The sequence below is a fragment of the Nocardia sp. PE-7 genome, from assembly GCF_030486425.1.
Lineage (GTDB): Bacteria > Actinomycetota > Actinomycetes > Mycobacteriales > Mycobacteriaceae > Nocardia > Nocardia salmonicida_A.
Genome location: NZ_CP129614.1, coordinates 3,088,731 through 3,111,105, shown reverse-complemented (window position 1 = coordinate 3,111,105; position 22,375 = coordinate 3,088,731). Strand labels below are relative to the sequence as shown.

8 protein-coding genes are annotated in these 22,375 nt (G+C 68.8%); 3 read left to right on the top strand and 5 right to left on the bottom strand.

The window, feature by feature from the left end:
* Positions 1–243: 243 nt before the first annotated feature.
* The 3 genes from QX204_RS14560 (at position 244) to QX204_RS14550 (ending at position 18,587) form a co-directional block, all read left to right on the top strand.
* Complete coding sequence (locus tag QX204_RS14560; RefSeq protein WP_301907352.1) at positions 244–16,539, top strand: non-ribosomal peptide synthetase; 16,296 nt, start codon at positions 244–246, stop codon at positions 16,537–16,539.
* A gap of 78 nt (positions 16,540–16,617) precedes the next feature.
* Positions 16,618–17,772 carry a serine hydrolase domain-containing protein gene (locus QX204_RS14555; protein WP_301907350.1) on the top strand — a complete coding sequence of 385 codons (1,155 nt, stop codon included), beginning with the start codon at positions 16,618–16,620 and terminating at the stop codon, positions 17,770–17,772.
* 29 nt (positions 17,773–17,801) lie between these two features.
* Positions 17,802–18,587 carry a MerR family transcriptional regulator gene (locus QX204_RS14550; protein ID WP_301907349.1) on the top strand — a complete coding sequence of 262 codons (786 nt, stop codon included), beginning with the start codon at positions 17,802–17,804 and terminating at the stop codon, positions 18,585–18,587.
* A 13-nt stretch (positions 18,588–18,600) separates the two neighbouring features.
* On the opposite strand, the gene QX204_RS14545 is transcribed toward QX204_RS14550, so the two are convergent.
* The 5 genes from QX204_RS14545 to QX204_RS14525 form a co-directional block, all read right to left on the bottom strand.
* Positions 18,601–19,092 carry a hypothetical protein gene (locus tag QX204_RS14545; protein WP_301907347.1) on the bottom strand — a complete coding sequence of 164 codons (492 nt, stop codon included), beginning with the start codon at positions 19,090–19,092 and terminating at the stop codon, positions 18,601–18,603.
* Positions 19,089–19,499, bottom strand: coding sequence for an NUDIX hydrolase (locus tag QX204_RS14540; protein WP_301907345.1), 411 nt, complete (start codon positions 19,497–19,499; stop codon positions 19,089–19,091). Before QX204_RS14540 ends, QX204_RS14545 begins: the two co-directional genes overlap by 4 nt.
* A gap of 98 nt (positions 19,500–19,597) precedes the next feature.
* Complete coding sequence (locus QX204_RS14535; RefSeq protein WP_301907344.1) at positions 19,598–20,077, bottom strand: carboxymuconolactone decarboxylase family protein; 480 nt, start codon at positions 20,075–20,077, stop codon at positions 19,598–19,600.
* Positions 20,074–21,153: an NAD(P)H-dependent amine dehydrogenase family protein gene (locus tag QX204_RS14530; protein WP_301907343.1), complete on the bottom strand. Its 1,080-nt coding sequence runs from the start codon at positions 21,151–21,153 to the stop codon at positions 20,074–20,076. Before QX204_RS14530 ends, QX204_RS14535 begins: the two co-directional genes overlap by 4 nt.
* A gap of 49 nt (positions 21,154–21,202) precedes the next feature.
* Complete coding sequence (locus QX204_RS14525) at positions 21,203–22,315, bottom strand: winged helix DNA-binding domain-containing protein (protein ID WP_301907342.1); 1,113 nt, start codon at positions 22,313–22,315, stop codon at positions 21,203–21,205.
* Positions 22,316–22,375: the final 60 nt, after the last annotated feature.

The following is a 22,375-nucleotide window of genomic DNA, read 5'->3' as shown; positions in this document are numbered from 1 at the left end:
CAAAAAACATCGATGCGATTGTGCCATCCGCACAAATTTCCGATCGATTCGGTCTGGGCGCCGAGAAACAAACCGGTCATGTGGTCGTGACAGCCTTACATGTGGTGTCATGGTCGCCGAACGCCCCGATATCGACTCCTTCTTGCTTGTTCGACACTGGTCCGCCCCGGTAGGCCGAATCCGACAGGGTTCGTGGGTCATCGCAGAGATGTGGGCCGGACAGATGAAGGATGTTGTACCCGAATGCGTGAAGCGCGCACCTCTGGACGTGAAGCTCGCCGTGCGCCGCGAGGCATTCGAAAGTCGAGTACTCCGCTCTTCTCGCAGCTGCTGACCGCCGCGGTCGACACCGCGGGCGATGCCGTGGCCGTGTCGTACTCCCCCGTCGACGGTGAACACCGCGAACTCACCTACACCCAGCTCGACGAGTACTCCTCACGACTGGCCAGAGATCTGCTCGAGCGTGGGATCGGCCCCGGCGATGTGGTCGCGCTCGGCTTCACCCGGTCGATCGAATCGGTGGCGGCGGTGTGGGCGGTGGCCAAGACCGGGGCCGCGTATGTCCCCGTCGACCCGGCGCTGCCGGCGGAGCGGATCGCCTACCTCCTCGAGGACTCCGGCACGATCCTCGGACTCACCTGCACGGCGCATCGGGACAAGCTCGGCGACTCCGTCGACTGGCTCGACATCGATGCCCCGGCCCACCACGACCGCATCACGGCGCACCCCGCCCACCCGATCTCCTACCTCGATCGCGTCCGCCCGCTGACCGATCAGCACCCGGCCTATGTCATCTACACCTCGGGCTCGACGGGCCGACCCAAGGGCGTCGTGGTCACCCACACCGGTCTCGGCGCGCTGGTCGCGGCGGCCAGGGAACGCTATTCGGTCGAGGGCGGCGATCGTGTCCTGCACGTGTGCTCACCGAACTTCGACGTCTCGGTGCTCGAGCTGCTGGTGGCATTCAATTCCGGTGCCACGCTGGTGATTTCACCGCCGTCGGTCTTCGGTGGCTCCGAGCTCGCCGAGTTGCTGCGCCGGGAACGGGTGACCCACATGCTGATCACCCCGGCGGCATTGGAATCTGTCGACGCGCACGATCTCGACGCGTTGCGGGTGGTGGTCGTCGCGGGCGACGCGTTCGGCCCGACCCTGGTCGACCGCTGGGCTGTCGGCCGCTCCTTCTTCAACGGCTACGGCCCGACCGAGGCCACCATCCTCGCCACCGGCACCACCGAGCTCGCGCCCGGGCAGCCGATCACGATCGGCGCGGCTTTCCCCGGCCTCGGTGCGACCGTGCTGGACTCACGTCTGCGCCCGGTTCCCGCGGGCGTGGCGGGTGAGCTGTATCTGTCCGGCCCGGCGCTGGCACAGTGCTATCAGGGCAGGCCTGCGCTCACCGCCGAGCGATTCGTCGCCTCTCCCTTTACCGGTTCTCGCATGTACCGAACCGGTGACCTGGTCCGGCGTAGCGCCGACGGTGATTTCGAGTACCTCGGCCGCTCCGACTTCCAGGTGAAGATCCGTGGCTTCCGCGTCGAGCTCGGCGAGATCGACGCCGCCCTCACCGCCCATCCCGACATCGACTACGCGGTCACCCTCGGTACGAAGGCCGACTCGGGTGCGACGGTGCTGGTGTCGTATCTGCTGCCCCGGCACGGCATTTCGATCGACACCGAGGAGGTGGCCCGTTTCGTCGGCACGTCGCTACCCGCCCATATGGTGCCGACCGTCCTGATGATGCTCGATGAGATCCCGCTGACCCCCAACGGCAAACTCGACCGAAATGCGCTGCCCACACCGGTTTTCGGTGCGGTCGGTTCCCGCGCGCCCGAAGGTCCGGTCGAGACCGCCATCGCCGAACTGTTCACCCAGATCCTCGGCCTGGAGCAGATCGGTGCCGAGGATTCGTTCTTCGCCGCCGGTGGCGACAGCATTCTGTCGATCCAGCTCGTGTCGCGAGCACGCAATGCCGGCATCTCGTTCACCCCGCAGGCGGTGTTCGAGCACCGGACCGTCGCCGGGTTGGCGCGGGTGGCGGTGCTGGGCGCCGAATCCGTGCCCACCTTGACCGAACTCCCCGGCGGTGGCGTCGGCGAGATCCCGTTGACGCCGGTGCTGGCCGCCTCGCTGGCCGGGGGACGGGTGTTCGGCCGGTTCACCCAGCAGATGGTCCTCGCCCTGCCTGCCGGGATCGATCGAAACGCCCTGGTGGACACCCTCACGGCGGTGATCGATCACCACGACATGCTGCGGGCGGGTCTGCGTCGGGTCGACGAGAAGTGGGAGCTGCACGCACTGCCGCCGGGCGCGGTGGATGTGAACGAGCTACTCATCCGTGTCGATGTCCCGGCAGGCACCGACGAGCTCGACGATATCGCCGACGCCGCGATGGATTCCGTGCTCGCGTCGCTGGATCCGCGGGCGTACCGGATGATCGGCTTCGCGTGGCTGGCTCGCGAGGACGGCCCGGACGGGCTGGTCGTCGCGGCGAACCACGCGGTGATCGACGGTGTTTCGTGGCGAATCCTGTTGTCGGATTTGGTGGCCGCGTGGGCTCAGTCCGGCCAGCGGGTCGTCTTGCCTCCGGTCGGCACGTCGTTCCGCCGTTGGGCGCACGGCCTGACCGACGCGGCAGCGAGCAAGCGCGAGGAACTCGATTACTGGCAGCAGACATTGTCGGTGCCCGACCCGCTGCTGGGCGATCGTCCGCTCGGTTCTGTCGATACCGCGTCGACGGTGCGAACCATCAGCGTCGAGGTGCCCGCCGACATCACCCAGGCGGTGTTGACCGACCTGCCGACCCTGTACCGCGCGGGCGCCGAGGACGGCCTGCTCGCCGCTCTGGCCATGGCCGTACGCACATGGCGGGCCCGACGTGGCGTCGACGCTCCCGCGACACGGGTCCGTCTGGAAGGCCACGGCCGCGAGCAATCCGCGGTCGACGGTGCCGATCTGACGCGCACGGTCGGCTGGTTCACCAGCATGTATCCGGTCGCGCTCGATCTGAGCGCGGTCGACAACGACGCCGCGTGGCACGGTGGCGCAGCCACGGCCGCCGTGGTCAAGGCGATCAAGGAACAGCTTCGCGCGGTACCGCACAAGGGCATCGGTTTCGGCATGCTCCGTCACCTGGACGCGGAATCGGCGGCCCACCTCGAAGGCTTTCTTGGCCAGGTCGGCTTCAACTACCTGGGACGTATTTCCGCGGGCGATGTCGCCGCGACCGACCACAGCTGGCTACCCACCGCCGACTGGGGCGAGCCCGTCGCCGTACAGGATTCCGAGCTGCCCGCGGCCGCCGTCATCGACATCAATGCCCTCGCGACCAGTTCCGACACCGGCTTGCAACTGCGCGCGTCGTTCTCTTACGCCGCCGAGATCATCGACGAGGCGTCGGTGCGAGAACTGGCCGACTGCTGGACGGCGGCCTTGTCGATCCTCGCCGAACACCTGCGCGATCCGGCGGCGGGCGGGCTGTCCCCCGCGGACGTACCGCTGGTCCAGGTCACCCAGGCGGAACTCGATACCTGGCATCGCGAACGTCCGCGTCTGACCGATGTGTTGCCGTTGGCGCCTCTGCAACTCGGTCTGATGTTCCTCGCGCAGGTATCTCCGGCCGACCCGTATCTGGTCCAGCTGGCGGTGGAGTTGGCGGGCGAGGTCGACACCGACCGGCTGCGCCGAGCGGCCCAAGCGGTCCTCGACCGTCACGCGATTCTGCGTACGGCCTTCGGCTCGTCGGCTGCGGGTACACCGGTCGGTTTCGTGACCGAGGGTGTCACGATGCCGTGGCGGATCGTCGAGGCCGACCGTGCCGACGCCGAGGAGTTCTTGGCCGCCGAAGCCCGGATCGGGTTCGACCTCTCCGCGCCGCCGCTGCTGCGGTTCACGCTGTACCGCCGGGCTGACGGCATGCACCTGGTGTTGACCGCGCACCACCTGCTGGTCGACGGCTGGTCGATGCCGTTACTGATGCAGGAACTGCTCCTCTGCTATGCCACCGACGGCGCCCCCACCGTGCTCCCGCGCGTGCGTCCCTACCGTGACTACCTCGCGTGGCTCGCCGACCAGGACCGGTCCGCCGCGTTGCGGAATTGGCGCGAGGCGCTGTCCGGACACCGGCCGAGCCTGCTCACCGCGGCGATCGCCGCACCGACCGCGCCGACCGAGGGGTACGGGATGTGCGCCGTCGAGCTGTCGCCGGCCGAGGCAGAGGAATTGGCCGCTTGTGCCGCAGCCAACGATGTCACGGTCAACACCCTGTTCCAGGCGGCATGGGGTGTGGTGCTGGCCGGTGCCCTCGGTCGCGACGATGTGGTGTTCGGCGCGGTGGTCTCGGGCCGCCCGCCGCAGTTGGATGGTGTCGACGGCATGGTCGGACTCTTCGCGAACACCATCCCCGTTCGAGTCGATGTCGACACCGCCAAGCCACTGCGAAACATGTTGTCGCGGCTACAGTCCGCGCAAATCGCCCTACTCGACGGTCATCACCTCGGCCTCGCCGAGATCCAGCGGGCCGCAGGCACGGGCGAGCTGTTCGACACGCTGATGGCCTACGAGTCCTACCCCGTCGACACCGAGGGAATGCGGCGCGCGCACAGCTCGATCGACGGCCTCGAGATCGTCGATGTCACAGCGGCCAACGCGACCCACTATCCGGTGGCTGTCGGCGTCGAGGTCGGCGACGGAATCCGTGTCGGTGTGCAGTACCGCCTCGACGTGATCGACAGCGGCATCGCCGAAGCTCTCGCGCACCGCTTGCGTGCCACCCTCGACGCTTTCGTCCGAACGCCGGAACACACCACCGCACAGCTTCTGGACACCCTGGATCGACTCGACGACCCGATCGCGGAGTCGACCTACTGGGGTTCGGTCCTCACCGACCTCCCGCAGGAACTGAACCTCCCCACCGACCGCGCCCGACCGGCGACTCCCGTCGTGACCGACGCGCGCGTCTGCTTCGAGATTCCCGCCGAGCTCCATCGGCGCATGCGGGACTTCGCCGAGTCCCGTGACACGACGGTGTTCAGCCTCGTGCACACGGTCTTCGCGGTGCTCCTGGCCCGACTGTCGGGCACCGACGACATCGTGATCGGCACCTCTCACCTGGTGTTGCGACTACCGGTGCGCGGCGACACCGCGGTCGACGAACTGTTGGCCGAGGCGACCACGGTGGCCCGGCGGGCATTCGCGCGAAGCAGGTCGCCGCTGGGCCACGAGCAGCCTCTCGTACGGGTAATGCTGGTATCGGAAGAATCCTCGGACGTGGACTCGGTCGCGCGGGATCTCGTACTGTCCCTGAACTCCGCGCACCACGCAGCCGGTGACGAAGACACTGTCACCGCCGAATTCGTTTACGCCAGTGCTCTTTTCGACCAGTCGAGTGTCGCGGTCTTCGCGCAACGACTGATTCGCCTGCTGACAGCGGCGATCGAGAATCCCCATGCCCCCGTCGGTGACCTCACACTGCTCGACGCACAGGAGCACGCGGCGCTAACCGCGCGCGACGCCGATCCCGAAGGCGTCACCGCGCTGTTCCCCGACCTGGTCTCGCGCGGATCGACCCACGGTCCAGATCGGGTCGCCGTCCGGTACCGGAACCGCTCGATCACCTATGGCGAGCTGACCGAGCAGACCGCGCGACTGGCCCGTGAGCTGATCGCCCGTGGCGTCGGCCCCGAAGTCGCTGTCGCCGTTGCCCTCCCACGCTCTTTCGACATGGTCGCCGCCGCACTCGCCGTCGCCGCGGCAGGTGGCGTGTATGTGCCGATGGATCCCCGCAATCCCGCCCAGCGGCTCCGACACCTGGTCGAAGACTCGGGTGCGAAGCTCGGCATCACCGCCGCCGCGCACCTCGAGGACCTGCCCGGCGACCTGACCTGGCTGACGCTCGACGACCTCGACCGAGCCGCTGCCACGCACCCGACGACGTCGATCACCGACACCGATCGCCTCGCACCGCTGCGTGTCGACCACCCCGCGTACATCATCTACACCTCCGGTTCCACGGGTCTGCCCAAGGGCGTCACCGTGACTCACGCCGGGCTGGCCCCGTTGGTCGAGGAAGCCGGCCACCGCTACCACCTCGAGGCCGACCACCGCTTCCTGCACATCTGCGCTCCCTGGTTCGACCCTTCGGTCCTGGAATGGTTGTGCGCCTTCGCGACGGGAGCGACGCTGGTCGTCGTCCCGTCCGAGATCGCGGGTGGCGTCGAACTCGCGGACCTGTTGGCCACCGAGTCCGTCACCCACGCCATCATCACCCCCGCGGTCCTGGGCACCCTGGACCCGGCCGGTCTGGACGTACTGGAATCGTTGTCTGTCGGCGGTGATGTGACCACCCCGGAACTGCTCGCGAAATGGCAGACCGGTCGCCGCTACCTCAACGGCTACGGCCCCACCGAGACCACGATCATCTCCACCTACGCCGAACTCACCGCCGGACAACCCATCTCGATCGGCAGCCCCGTGCAGGGCACGCACGCGATGATCCTGGACAACCGCCTGCACCCGGTCGCGCCGGGCGTCACCGGTGAGCTCTATCTGACCGGTGCGGCGTTGGCGCGGGGCTACCGCAATCAGCCGACGACGACCTCGGCTCGTTTCGTCCCCGACCCGTGGGGTGCGCCCGGTGCCCGCATGTACCGCACGGGCGATCTGGTGCGCCGCCGCGACTCCGGCGACATCGACTACCTCGGCCGCACCGATACCCAGTTGAAGGTGCGCGGCTTCCGGATCGAACCGGGTGAGATCGATGCCGTGCTCGTCAGTCATCCCGGCGTCGAGTTCGCGGTCACGGTGGGACGTCGAGCCCCCTCCGGTTCGACGACGGTGGTGTCCTATGTGCTTGCGACACAGGGGCATTCGGCCGATCCGCAAGCGCTCACCGAGTACGCCGCCGATCGCCTGGCCGCGCACGCGGTACCGTCGGCGATCGTGGTCCTGGACGCGCTACCCCTGACCTCCAACGGCAAACTCGACCGCAACGCCCTGCCCGAACCAGCCACCGCGTTCGAGCCCGCCGCAGCGCCGACGGGCACGATGCAAACCCTGCTGGCCGAATTGTTCGCCCGCGTCCTGGGGGTGCCGCAGGTCGGCGTGCACGATTCGTTCTTCGCGATCGGCGGCGACAGCATCCTGTCGATCCAGCTGGTCTCGCTGGCCCGCACGGCAGGCATCGTCTTCACCACCCGTGATGTGTTCGAACACCGCACGGTGGCGAAGCTGTCCGAGATCGCCGCCCTCGACAGCCCGAACGCGCCCGTGTTGGCCGAACTGCCCGGCGGCGGCATCGGCGACGTCGCGTTGACACCGGTGATGGCCGATTTCCTGACCACCGGTACGAGCGACCGCTTCGCCCAAACCATGGTCCTGGCACTACCGGACACCATCGACCGTGCCGGGCTGAAGAGCACCATCGCCGCAGTCCTGCGCCACCACGACATGCTGCGTTCGCGGCTGCGGCGAGACGGCGAGGACTGGCGGTGGGAGGTCCTGGCGCCCCATGCCATCGATGTGGACTCGCTGATCACCGAGATCGACGCCCCACAGCCGATAGCGAGCGCGACAGCAACCTCCGATGCCGCAGCGTCGCCATCCGCGGGGGAGGCTGAGACCGCACCGGCTGAGCTGACCCGAATCGGCAGCGCCGCCATGGACTCGGTCCTGTCGGCCCTGGATCCCGCTGCCGCCCGCATGATCGCCTTCACCTGGATCCGCCGCCACGGCGCACGTGATGTGCTCGCGGTCGCCGCCCACCACTATGTGATCGACGGCGTCTCGTGGCGCATCCTGCTGCCCGACCTGGTCCTGGCGTGGGCCCAGCACGAGGCGGGTCAACAGATCGTTCTACCGCCGGTCGCGACTTCGTTCCGCCGCTGGGCGCACGGCCTGGCCACCGCCGATCGCACCGCCGAACTCGACCACTGGCAGCGGGTCCTGGCCACCCCCGACCCGCTGCTCGGTACCCGCGCGCTCGACAGTCGCCTCGACACCGAGGCAACGATGCGCTCGATCACCGTGCAGGTCCCCGCCGAGATCACCGAACCCCTGCTCACGACCCTGCCCGCCCAGTACCGAGCAGGTGCCGACCACGCCCTGCTCGCCGCGCTGGCCCTGGCTGTGCGGGTCTGGCGTGCGCGTCGCGGCATCGACGCTGCCACTCTGCGACTCAGGCTCGAAGGCCACGGCCGCCAGGAGGACGCCGTCCCCGGTGCGGACCTGACCCGCACCGTCGGTTGGTTCACCACCGTCTACCCCGTCGCCCTCGATCTGCGCGCCGTCACACCCGCGACTTTCGACGACGAAGCCCTCGCGGCGACGGTGCGCACCGTCAAGGAGCAACTGCTGGCTGTGCCCGACAACGGCATCGGCTTCGGCCTGCTGCGCAGTGCCCCGGAAACCCGAAACCTGTTGTCCGGCAACATCGGTCAGATCGGCTTCAACTACCTGGGTCGCGCCACCACCGGCGCCCTGCCCACCGACGACGTCGCGTGGCTGCCCACCGCCGACCTCGGCGAAATCGAGGTCGACTACGACCCCGCCCTGCCCGCGCACACCGTCCTCGACATCAACGCGATCGCCGTCACCACCGACACCGGTCTGCAACTGCAGGCGAACTTCCGTTACGCCACCGGCATCCTGACCGAAGCCGAGGTCGAGGAACTGGCGCAGGACTGGACGAGCTGGCTCACCGCCCTGGCCGACCACACTCTGCACCCGTGCGCGGGCGGGCTGACCCCGTCCGACGTCGCACTGGTGCAGGTGTCTCAAACCGACCTCGACACCTGGCGCCGAACACATCCGGGCCTGTCGGACGTGCTGCCGCTGTCGCCGTTGCAGCACTCGCTGCTCGCACTGGGCGACATGCTCGACGAGTCGGTCCACGCCTACCTCATCCAGCTCATGGCCGAACTGACCGGCGACCTCGACACCGACCGGCTACGCCACGCGGCCGCGACCGTCCTGCACCGGCACGCCAACCTCCGCTCGGCCTTCGTCACCGCACCCGACGGCACCCCGGTCCAGCTCGTCGCCGACGACGTCGAAGCGCCGTTGCGGATCGTCGAAGCCGCCGACGCCGACCTGCCCGCCTTGCTCGCCGCCGATCAGCAGGCCGGTTTCGACCCGACGATCGCGCCCCTGCTGCGATTCACGGTGTACATCACCGGTTCCGGGCACAGCCACCTCGTCCTGACGGGCCATCACATCCTCCTCGACGGCTGGTCGATGCCGCTGCTGATGAAGGAACTGCTCGTCCTCTACGCCACCCACGGCGACACGACCCCGCTCCCGCCGGTGCGCCCCTACCGCGACTACCTCGAGTGGCTCACCCGCCAGGACCGCACCGCCGCCGAGAGCGCGTGGTCGGAGGTCCTCGACGGGGTGCGCACGACCATGCTCGCCCCCGAGCTGACGTGGCCGCCCGCGACCGGGACCGGCTACGGGCTGTGCGAGTTCGCACTCGACGCCGCGCGCACAGCCGAACTGACCACCTTCGCCGCGGCCGCCGAGGTCACCGCGAACACCGTGTTCCAAACGGCCTGGGGCCTGGTCGTTGCCGCGAGTACCGCGCGCGACGATGTGGTGTTCGGCGCCACCGTTTCCGGGCGCCCGCCACAGCTCGACGGGGTCGGCGACATGATCGGGCTGTTCGTCGACGCGGTTCCGGTGCGCGTACGGATCGATCCCGCCGACACCGTCGGTGACCTGATCCGCGCCGTCCAGGCCGAGCAGGCCTCCGTGCTCGATCACCACCACCTCGGTCTCGGCGCGATCCAACGGGTCGCGGGACCGGGCGAGCTGTTCGACACCATGCTCGCGTTCGAGTCCTATCCCGTCGACGTCGAAGGACTGCAACAGGCAGGCGGCGCACTCGACAACCTGAGCATCGACGACCTGCAAGGCGCCGACCACACCCACTACCCGATCACGGTCCTGGTCTTCCTGGGCGCACGCACCCAGGTGCAGATCAAGTATCGCCGCGACCTCGTCTCCGACCCGGTGGCCAGGGCGGTCACCGACCGCCTCCGCACGGCCATCGACAATCTCGTCGCGACCCCGACCACACCCGTGGTCCGCATCGCCGACCAGCTCGCCGCCGACCCGACCGACCCGCTCACCCGATCCCGCTACTGGCGCCAGACTCTGGCCGAGCTGCCTGCCCGACTGGTCCTGCCCACCGACCACCCGCGCAGCGGGCAATCGGATAGCCACGGCACCACCGAACAGGGCCGCACCCGATTCATTGTCCCGGCGTCGGTGCACCGAGACCTCCGCCGCCTCGCCGACACCGCGAACGTGAGCAGGCAGACACTGGTCCGCACCGGCGTTGCCGTGCTGCTCGCACGACTCACGGCCTCCGACGACATCGTGATCAGAACCGGCACGCCTGACCTGTTGCTCCGCACCACGATCGATCCCACCGCGCCGTTCCTCGATCTGCTCACCCAGGCACACAACACCGAGTCCCAGGCGCTGGCTCATGCCGGAATCCCGCTCGCGGACTTCGCGAACCTGCTCGGCGTGGAACCGCGCTCTCTGGGACAGGTGTGCCTGCAGGTGCGGTCCGACGACGCGGTGACACCGGCGGTTGACGGCCCGACAGCCGGTGAACTCACTGTGACGGTGATCGAGGGCGAGTCGAGCACGACGATCGAAATATCGTTCGCCCGAACCCGTTTCGACGACCACGAGGCCGCTACCTTCGGCCGGCGCCTGGTCCGGCTACTCACCGCCGTCGCCGACCGACCACAGACCCCGGCAGGCGACCTACCGCTGTCCGACCACGCCGAGTACACCTTCCTGACCCACCTCGGCGACGGCACACCACCCTCGACGACCGGCACCCTGCCCGAGTTGCTCGTGCGCGGCACCGGCTACGGCCAGCATCGAATCGCGGTGCGCGAGAACACGAACGCCTACACCTACGGCACCCTCGACGCCGACTCCTCACGCCTGGCCCGAGTCCTCGTCGCCGAGGGAATCGGCCCGGAAACTGTCGTCGCCTCGGCTGTTCCGCGCTCCTACGAGTCGATCCTCGCCTTCTGGGCCATCGCCAAAGCCGGTGGGGTGTACCTGCCGGTCGACCCGAACTACCCCGACGATCGCGTGCGCCACATGCTCGACGACTCCGGCGCGACCATCGGCCTCACCGTCGCGGCCGAGGCGAACGGACTCCCCGGATCCCTGCGCTGGTTGATCCTCGACGCGCCGACCACACGGGCCCGCATCGCCGGCTGTTCGTCGACCCCGGTGCGTGATCGCGACCGTCGAGCGCCCCTGCACCGCGACAACCTCGCCTACGTGATCTACACCTCCGGCTCCACCGGCACACCCAAGGGCGTCTCGGTCACCCACGCCGGCGTAGGTGCGCTCCTCGTGCACTCGGCGGCCCTGATGGGCCTGCGCCACGACCACCGCATGCTGCACGTGTGCTCGCCGAGCTTCGATCAGTCGATCGAGGAACTCGGTACCGCGTTCCATCACGGCGCCACCCTGGTCATCGCACCACCGGACACCCTCGGCGGCACCGACCTGGACGACCTGCTGCGCGCCGAACAGGTGACGCACACGATCATCACCCCCGCCCTGCTGAGCACCCTGGACCCGGCCGCCCTGCCCGATCTACAGTGCGTGTCGGCAGGCGGTGAAGCCACCACCCCCGAACTGCTGGCGAGCTGGCAACCCGGTCGCAGCTTCCTCAACGGCTACGGCCCCACCGAAGCGACTGTCGGCGCGACCTACTCGGCACTGCGCGCCGGGGACCGCGTCACGATCGGTCGACCTGTTCCGGGCATGCGTGCTGTTGTCCTCGATGCCCGCCTGCATCCGGTCCCGGTGGGCGCCACCGGCGAGCTGTACCTGGCGGGTCCCGCACTCGCCCGCGGCTACCGTGGCCGCGCCGCCGCCACCGCCGACCGTTTCGTCGCCTGCCCGTGGGCCGGACCCGGCGAACGCATGTATCGCACCGGCGATCTCGTGCGCTGGGTGCACGGCGACACCTACGAGCTGGAGTACCTGGGCCGCACCGACTTCCAGATCAAGATCCGTGGCTTCCGTATCGAGCCCGGCGAGATCGACTCCGTCCTGCTGCGCCACCCCCAGCTGAGTTTCGCCCTCACGATCGGCGCCGAGAACCCCGCCGGTGACACCGCGCTGGTCTCGTATGTGACGGGCCGCGACATCGATCCCGGCGCCATCACACGGTGGTCGTCATCGATGCTGCCCGCGCACATGGTCCCGGCGGCGGTCGTCGTCTTGGACCGCATCCCGTTGTCTGCCGCTGGAAAAATCGACCGGAACGCCCTTCCCGCACCGGAATTCGTGACCCGCGCCTACCGTGAGCCCGCGACCGGGCTGGAGCGAACGGTCGCCGCGGTGTTCGCCGAGGTGCTCGGCGCCGAACGCGTCGGCGCCGACGACAACTTCTTCGACCTGGGCGGCAACTCCCTGCTCGCCACCCGCCTGACCGCACGGCTCGGTGCGGCGGTCGACCTGCGAGTGCCGGTGCGCGTGCTGTTCGCCGCACCCACCGTCGCCGAATGTGCCCGCGAGATCGCCGGATTGACCCGCGCGGCCCACCGGCCCGCCTTGGCCGCGCGCCCACGACCGGACCGCATCCCGCTCTCGCCCGCCCAGCAGCGCATGTGGTTCCTCAACCGCTTCGACACCGGAACCGCCGCCTACAACATTCCGGTCGTGCTCCGCCTGACCGGCGCGCTCGACACCACCGCCCTGCGGCAGGCGTTCACCGATCTGGTCGCACGCCACGAGATCCTGCGCACGGTCTACCCGACCGTCGACCTCGCCCCGGCACAGATCGTGCTGCCGATCGACCACCCGGACGTGCCACGCCTGCGGGTCACCACGCAGGGCGACGACGCGGCAATGACAGCACTGGTGTCCACCGTCTTCGATGTCACCACCGAGGTCCCGTTGCGCGCCACCCTGTTCGAACTGGGCCCCGACGACTACGTCCTGGCCATGGCCGTGCACCACATCGCCGGTGACGGCTTCTCCGGCGGACCCCTCACCCGCGACCTCGTCACCGCTTACACCGCACGCACCGAAGGAAACGCCCCCGCCTGGGCGCCGTTGCCCGTGCAGTACGCCGACTACGCGATCTGGCAGCAAACCCTGCTCGGCGACGAAACCGACCCCACCTCGATGTCGGCTGCCCAGCTCGCCTACTGGCAACAAGCCCTGGCAGAGCTGCCCGACCAGCTCGAACTACCCCGCGACAGACCACGACCCGCGATCCAGTCCTATGCGGGCGGCCGCGTCCCCTTCACCGTCGACACCGCCACCCACGCCGCCCTGGCCGAACTCTCGCGCACTCACGGCGCGACCCTGTTCATGGCCGTGCACACCGCGCTGGCGGTGGTGCTCGCCGAACTGTCGGGCACCACCGACATCGCCATCGGAACCCCCGTCGCGGGTCGCGGCGACGCCGTCCTCGACGACCTCATCGGCATGTTCGTCAACACCCTGGTGTTCCGCACCCGAGTCGACGCCGATGCGAGCTTCGCCGAACAGCTGACCCGCCAACGCGACACCGACCTGGCCGCCTTCGCCAACGCCGACATCCCGTTCGAACGGCTCGTGGAAGTCCTCAACCCGGCCCGTTCCACCGCCCGCCACCCGCTGTTCCAGGTCGGTCTGTCGTTCCAGAACCTGGCCGAGGTGCGGATGGACCTGCCCGGGATGAGCGTATCGTCGGTGGAGCTCGACCGTGCACTGTCCCAGTTCGACCTGCACCTGATCCTGGCCGACCGCTACACCGCCGACGGGTCGCCGGCCGGTATCAGCGGCTACTGCACCTACGCCACCGACCTGTTCGACGCGGCCACGGTGGCCGGATTCCTGACCCGGCTCACCCGTCTCATCACCGCGGTGGTCACCGACCCCGGGGCGCCGCTGCACACCATCGACCTGCTCGCCCCCGCCGAACGAGTCCAACTCCTCGACACCTGGAATCACACCGCCCGGCCGACAGACCCGAGCACCACCCTGGTCTCGATGCTCGATGCGACCGTGTCCGCGACACCGGATGCCGAAGCCCTCGTGGCCGACGAGGTGCGTCTGACCTACGCCGACCTCGACGCACGAGTGAACCGGCTGGCGCGGTATCTCATCGCGGCAGGCGTCGGCCCGGAAACCCGGGTGGCGTTGGCGATGCGCCGATCGATCGACCTGGTCGTCGCAATGTACGCGGTCAGCACCGCGGGCGGTGCGTATGTCCCCCTCGATCCCGACCAACCACCGGCCCGCACCCGGCACATCCTGGAAACCGCGTCGCCACTGCTGACCCTCACCAGCACGGACACGTGGCTCGGTGCGACGGACTCGCCGGGAACCTCCGTGCGGTGCGTCGAGCAGATGGACCTGGCGACGCACAGCCCCGCCCCGATCACCGACCGCGATCGCCGCGCCCCCTTGCGCGCCGCGAACACCGCCTACGTGATCTTCACCTCGGGATCGACAGGTCGTCCGAAAGGTGTGGCCGTCTCCCACGCCGCGATCGTCAACCAGTTGCGGTGGAAGATGAACGAATTCGGGCTCACCGCCCAGGACAGCGTGCTGCTGAAGACCGCTGCCACGTTCGACTTGTCGGTCTGGGAGTTCTGGTCCGCGGCGGTCTGCGGCGGTCGACTGGTGCTCGCCGCACCCGCTGGGCACCGGGACCCGACCTACCTCGCCGAGCTGATGCGACGCGAACAAGTGACGACCCTGCACGTCGTGCCGTCGATGCTCGACACTCTGCTGAGCGAAATGCTCGCGCCGTCACTTCGCCGCGTCCTGGCCATCGGCGAAACCCTGCCGGTCGCCCTGACTCGCCGATTCGCCACCATGGCACCGAATCTCGCGCTGTTCAACGTCTACGGCCCCACCGAGGCCGCGGTCTCGATCACCAGCCACCGGGTGAGCGCCGCCGACACGACCACCGTCGCGATCGGCACACCGGTCTGGAACAGCCAGGTCTACGTCCTGGACGCACGACTGCGCCCGGTCCCGGTCGGTGTGCCGGGTGAGCTGTACCTGGCGGGCGCCCAGCTGGCCACCGGTTACCTGGGTCGCCCCGACCTCACCGCCGAACGCTTCGTCGCCAACCCGTTCCAGGCGGGCACCCGCCTGTACCGCACCGGCGACCTCGCAGCCTGGAACGGTCACGGCGAACTCGAATATCGCGGCCGCACCGACTTCCAGCTCAAGATCCGCGGGTTCCGTATCGAACTCGAGGAAATCGACGCCGTCCTGGGCTCGCACCCCGACGTCGGCGCCACCGTCACCGTCGGCCGTGAGAACCAGACCGGGGCAACAGTGTTGGTGTCCTACGTGGTCGCCGCGCACGGTCGCGAAATCGACGTGGACAGTCTCGTGCGGTGGGCAAGCCAGTCGCTGCCCACCCACATGGTCCCCACCACGATCATGGTCCTCGACGACATCCCTTTGACCGCCATCGGCAAACTGGATCGCGCCGCCCTGCCCGCCCCCGAACTCGCCACCCGCACCTACCGAGCCCCGAACACGGCCGTCGAACACACGGTCTGTGACATCTTCGCCGACATCTTGCACCTGGACCGCGTCGGCATGGACGACCACTTCTTCGAACTCGGCGGCACCTCCCTGAGCGCCACCCGCCTGTCCGCCCAGCTCGGCGCCGCGACGGCCGCGACCGTGCCCGTCACCTGGATCTTCACCACACCCACCCCGGCGGGCATCGTGGCGGCGTTGCGCGCCGAGGGCACCGACAGCGCGGGTACCGACGCCGCCTTCGACGTCCTGCTGCCGCTGCGCGCCGAGGGCACCGGCGAGCCGCTGTTCTGTATCCACCCCATCAGCGGCATCGCCTGGTCCTTCAGCGGCCTGGCCGCCCACCTCGACCGTCCGCTCTACGGACTCCAATCACCGGCGTTGAGTGCGGTAGAACCCCTCCCGGATTCGATCGAGGAATGGGCTCTGCTCTACCTCAAGGAAATCCGCGCGGTGCAACCCGAAGGCCCGTATCACCTGCTCGGGTGGTCCCTCGGTGGCGTCATCGCCCACGCCATGGCGGTGCAGCTGCAGGAGGACGGCGAGGACGTCGCGGTGCTGGCCATGCTGGACAGCACCCTGTCGTCGGCATCCACGGCCGTCGCCGCCCCCGCGACCGCCGCCGATCTGCTCGGCGGCTTCGTCGGCGCCGACGAGGTAGACCTCACCGAATCCGTCGACCCGCACCAACTCGCCCGAACCCTGTTCGAACACTCCGCCCCGCAGACACCCCTCGACCCCGCCCGCATCGACCGAATCGTCGACGCGGCGATCACCTCGGTCACCCTCGACGCCGCCTATCGCCCCCGCCGTTTCGACGGCACCATCACCTATTTCACCGCGACCCGAGACGATCCGACCGGGACCGCCGGTGCCTCGTCGTGGGACCAGGCAGTGACCGTCTCCGTCGACAACCATCCCGTGGACGCGACCCATTGGCGCATGACCGAGGACCGCGCCCTCGCCGTCATCGCCGAGGCGGTGCGACAGAAGCTGGGCTAGGCGAAACCGGATCCGGGCACGTCGAGTGACCCAGATCACCCTTGCGGTTGACCTTGGGTCAAGGTGGAAGCTCAACTCATGACTTCGAACACGAACGGCGCATCCAAAGCCACCAAAACTGTTGCCGCACAGGCATATCCGAACCTCCAGCAGACGATCGAGGAGATCGTCGACACCGGTTTCGTCGGCCTGCAACTGCGGGTCGACGACGAGCGCGGCGCATGGGTCGGCAGCGCCGGGCGCAGCGTGGTGGGTGAGACCGCGCCGCCGCCGATCAACGGGCGCGTCCGGATCGGCAGCAACACCAAGACCTTCGTCGCGACCGTGGTCCTGCAGCTGGTGGCCGAGGGCAAGATCGCCCTGGACACCCCCGCCGTCGACTACCTGCCCCGGTTCGCCCTGGACCCACGGATCACGGTACGGATGCTGTTGCAGCACACCAGCGGGATCTTCAACTTCACCGGCGAGGTCTACGAGGACGGGACGACCGCGCCGGGCGTCGTCGCCTGGGGTGGCAAGGAATGGGTCGACAACCGCTTCCTGACCCACGAGACCGACGAACTGGTGCGCCTGGCCCTGGCCGAGCCTGCCCGCTTCGAACCGGGCACCGACTGGAGTTACGCCAACACCAACTACGCGCTGGCCAAACTGCTCATCGAGGCGGTCACCGGCCACCCGCTGGCCGAGGAGATGCAGCGACTGATCCTGGGTCCGCTCGGACTCTCCGACACCGTGGTGCCGGAGACCTCCACCGAGATCGGCGGACCGCACGCCCACGCCTACTACCGCTACGACGACGCCGGAGTGGAGAAGACCGTCGATGTCAGCGTGCAGAACCCCTCCTGGATCTCCAGCGGCGGCGACATGATCTCCACCAGCAAAGACCTGCACACCTTCATTTCCGCCCTGCTGAGCGGCAAGCTGCTGCCCGCCCCGCTGCTGGCCGAGATGCTCACGCCCGAAGACAAGGTCGGCTACGGCCTGGGGGTGTTCGTGCAGAAGACCGCGACCGGCACCCTCATCACCCACAACGGCGGCCACGGCGGCCACGCGGCGCTGATGTACAGCACACCCGACGGCGCCAAGACCATGACCGCGGCGCTGAACTATGTCGACGACGCCGACCTGTCGTTGTCCACGGTGTTCCAGGCTGCCACGCAACGGCTGGTCGACGAGGTGTTCGGCGCCGAGGACTTGACCTCGCCCTCGCATCAAGGTCAACTTTCTCAGTAGGACTACCCCGAGCAGGGCGGACTGAGCAGATGAACAACGGCGTCACGATCGGCCAGGCCGCGGTATTCGCCGGCGTCACGATCAAGACCGTGCGGCACTACGAGAAGAACGGTCTGCTCGAAGAACCAGCGCGCGACAGCTCCGGCTACCGCCGGTACGGCTCGGCGGCCCTGCTGCGCCTGGTCCAGGTCAGAACCCTGGCCGGCGCGGGAGTGCCACTGGCCGAGATCGGCGCCCTGCTCGACGCCGACGAGGCCTCGTTCGCCACCGAGCTGGCCGGCGTCGAGCGGCGCCTCACCGAGCGGATCGAGGAGTTGATCGCTCGCCGCGACACCCTGCACCGCCTCGCCGACGGCGACCGAACGCTGCTGCCCGACCGTGCGGTGGCGCTGCTCGCCCGCCTGCCCGACCTCGGCATCAGCCAGGCCGACATCGCCGCCGCCCGCGAGGGCTGGGTGCTGGCCAGAGCTCTCGTTCCGGAAGGCTTCGACGACTACATCGCCAATATCGAGAACGCGATCGAGGACCCCGAGTTCCTCGCCGTGTACCGGCACGCTTCCGAGGCGTTGAGCTGGGAGCCCGACGATCCCCGGATCGAGGACGTCGCCGCCGCGGTGGCCGAGCACTATCTCACCAACCCCGATCACCTCGAGATCGTGACCGGTCTGCAAGCCGGCACCGAGGCCGCGACCCGCTACACATTGATCCGGCACCACGGTGAAGAACCGGAATCGACCGCGGCCCGGATGTCCACGCTCGTCGAAGCGAAACTGCGTGCCGCCGGTGTTCGGATTCCCGGACAGAACCTTCGTTGAGGCCTCCTCACCCTCAGATCTGATGCGCCCACGCCACGAAGAACAGCCCGCCCGCCGCCGCGAGCACCACAACGATCGCAATCGCCCACCACGAGCGGTCATCACCGAGCACAGTGCGGATCACCCGCAGCTGCAACCGGCCGAACAGGGCGACCGCACCGACGAACACCGGCGCGATCAGCACGCCCAGCGCCGCGTGCACCGCCCACGCGCCCGCCAAGGTGGGCCCGCCCCAAGAGTTCTCGTAATCGTCGGCGGCGACCAGTGGATACGCCAGACCGCGCACCAGAGCCAGCACGCTGAGCATCGTGAGGAACCAGCCGAGTAGCCCGAGTCCCCCCGACAGCACCGAGTGGATCAGGCAGCGTCCCAGCGAAACATGGTGCGCGCCGACCGGTTCGCGCAGGAGCAGGCGCGGCACCCGCAGCCGGGTCCGTATCCGCGTGAAGGCCAGTGGCAGTGCCAGCAGTTCGTAGAACGCCGACCGTGCCACCGGACCGATCACCGCAGCGACCCGGCCGCCGCGAGATCGTCGAACAGCAACTGGTCGACCGGGGGAACCAGATCGCGGTCGCCGAACCCGAACCAGGCCAGCGCCTCGATCTCACTGCTGGCCGTGAGCACCCCACGGTAGTCGGCGGTGTAGCACGCCATCCGGACCACAGTGTCGTGTCCGTCGGCGAGCGCGGCCTCGTAGGTGCCGACGTGGACGGCGCTGTCCGGCGCGAGCTCGACGGTCAGTTCCTCGGCGACCTCACGGACCAGGGTCTGCAGGTCGGTCTCGGCGCCTTCGCGTTTGCCCCCGGGAATGAAGAACACGTCCTTGCCGCGTGGACGGGCGCACAGGATGCGACCGTTCTCGATCAGCACCCAGGCCACCGTATCGATGAGCTGCTCTCGCGCAGGTTCCATCACGGCCCGCAGCTTAATCGGGATCGGTGCGGCAGTGTTGCCGAGCGTCTGGCACACAATCGGTGGCAATGCGGTGCGATGTCTGGCGCAGGCGGCGGTCAGTGCCCGGGCAGCACGCACACGGTGTCCAGCCCGAGGACACGATTGAGGCGTCCGAACGCCAGCCAGGAACCGATGCTCATGCTCAGCTCCACCACCTCGGCCTGGGAGTACTCGGCGAACATCCTGACCCAGAATTCGTCGTCGAGGCCGTGATGGTCGGTGGCGTAGCGCTCGGCGTATTCGGCGGCCAGCCGGGTGCGTTCGTCGAACCGGTCGGTGTCGCGCCAGTGCGTGACCGCCTCGGGGAACTCCGCTTCGACCTTCTGCCCGTCGCGTTCGGTGCGCCAGTCCTGACAGAACAGGCACCCGTTGATCTGGGCGATCCGCAGCCGGGCCGCTTCGAATTCGCGCAGGCCGAGAGTGGAGTGCTCGTAGACCGACAGCGAGAACGCCGCCGCCGCGACGCCGATGCCGGGCACCATCTCGCCCCACACGTAACCGATGGGATCTTTGCCCTCGGGAATATCGATGATCATCGTGGTGTCCTTCCGAGTTTGCCGACCGCGGCGCGCAGCGGCACATCGAGTGCGTCATAGAGACCGGGCGGCGCCTCGTCCAACCAGTCGATGGCATTGACCAAACGTCCTACCGCCGTGGCGTTTCCGCCCGCCGCGCGATTGCCGCCCTCGTCGGTCGCTTCCACGCTGACCTCGATGCGCGGCGAGCCCTCGATGATCACCCGGTGGGCGCCGTCGCCGTCGGGTGGTGTCGGCCAGTCCGGTGCGCAGCTGGGATGAATGCGGGTGACGTGCTCGATCACGATGCGCGCCCGACCGTCGATGATGCCTTGGACCTCGAACCGCACCGCCCCCTGCGTGCCCGCGTCGAAGGCCCCCATCCGGGTGGTCTGCACCGTCTCGTCGAGGGCGCGCCGGTCGACGGTTTCGCGGATCTCGTCGAGTTCGACACCCAATGCTCTGGCCATCAGCCGAATCTGGCCGCCCCACACCATCGTCGGCACGCTCGCCATCAGCATCGGCGGTTGGTAGTCCATCGGCTGTCCCATGCCGACGAGATAGCGCACCGAGTCGGGTTGGTCGTAGGTGGAGTAGTCGAAGATCTCCTGGCACCGCACCACATCGATGGTGGCGGCGAGCCCGCTGATCAACAGTGGCAGCACATCGTTGCCCCAGCCGGGATCCACGCCGGAGACGAACAGTGAACCTCCGCCCGCGGCAATGGCTTCCAGTACCGGTTCGCGCATTTCGGCCGGTGCGTTGCGCGGGTCGTAGAGGGCGTAGAGCGCGGGGGTGACGACGACAGCCCCGGCACGGATGGCTCGCACGATGTCGGCGAGCGCCTCATCGGGCCGGATCTCGCCGGACGCCGCGTACACCACCGCCCGCGGACCGGTCGCGAGGAGCGCGTCGATGTCGTCACTGGCGGCCACCCCCAATTCGGTGTCGAGGCCCGCGAGCGTGCCCGCGTCTCGGCCGACCTTGTCGGGGTTGTGCACGAGCACCCCGGTGAGAACGAGCGCCGGATGGGCAGCCACGGCGCGGATGGCCGCGCGGCCGACATTTCCGGTGCCCCAGACGATCGTGGGGATCATCGAGCCACCGTAGCAAGCGCTTGGTTCGGCGTCTGGAGTATCCGAAATCTCAGCCCACGCGCAGGCCGAGCCCCTGTGCGCAGGTCGCCTCGGCGAACCGATTCACCGCCGCGGACAGGGTGCGCTTCGGAATTTTGCGCCCGTCGAACAGCGACACCACGAGCTCGTCGTCGACCTGTTCCCAGGTGCCCGCGATCCGGCCGTCGAGCAGCACCAGCGGGGAGATCCAGCCTGCCGTCCTGCTCACCTTCGACCGATGCTCGGCGGGTAGGAGCACGGTGTCGCCGGTGCCGGGCCCCAACACGTACTGGTCGAACGGGCCGAGCAGCTGGACGCCGCGGTCGAGGGTCGCCGCGGCGAGATCGTCGGCGAACTCGCTCGGAATCCAACCGATCCGACCCTCGACGTCGACCTCGGTCAGTGCCTCGCCCATGGCCGCGAACCAGCCACGCACCACGGTCTTGCGCACGCTGTTGCGGCTGAGCCACGCGTCGAACGCCTCCGGCGTCGCGGGACCGTACGCGCCGAGATAGGCGCTGATCAGTGTCGGTGCGGCGCTCTCGGGTTCGGGTAAGCCCTTCCATCCCGGAGTCAGGCCGGCCGGTGCGGTGAAGGTGACCTTGCTGCCGCGGGCGGGACCGTGGCACAGCGCGCCCTGCCAGGCCAACGGCTTGAGCACCGCACCCCACCCGGACCGCAACTGCTCGCCGAGATGGGCGAAGCCTGGTTCGGCGAGTACCGCCTCGACCAGTTCGTCGCGGGTCAGGACCTGATCGGCCAGGACACCGGACACGACCTCCACCAGGGCTGCCACCTGCTCGGGGGTCGCACCGAAAGTCTTCTGCCACGACGGTTTCTCCCACGTGCGGGCCGAGCCGATCAGCGACAGCGCCGCCGCTGCCTGCTCGGGCACCATCGCGTGCAGCGTGCCGCGCATCGCCCAGGTCTTGATCAGCGTGCCCGCACCCAACGCCTCGCCGACACCGAGTGCGCGCGCATCGGTACTACGTACTGCGACAGCAGTCTCCGCCGCCGACGCCACCTGCGCCTGCACCCCGGCCAACCTGGCCGCGACATCCTCTGCGGAGCCCCCGGTCGGTGCCGCGACGAACTGGCGACCCAGCCGCCAGGCGAACACCTGATCCCATCCGACACTCAGCATGCGTCCCCGTCCCCGTGACCGATCCCGTTGGATCTGCCCATCAGAGCAGATCACTCCGAC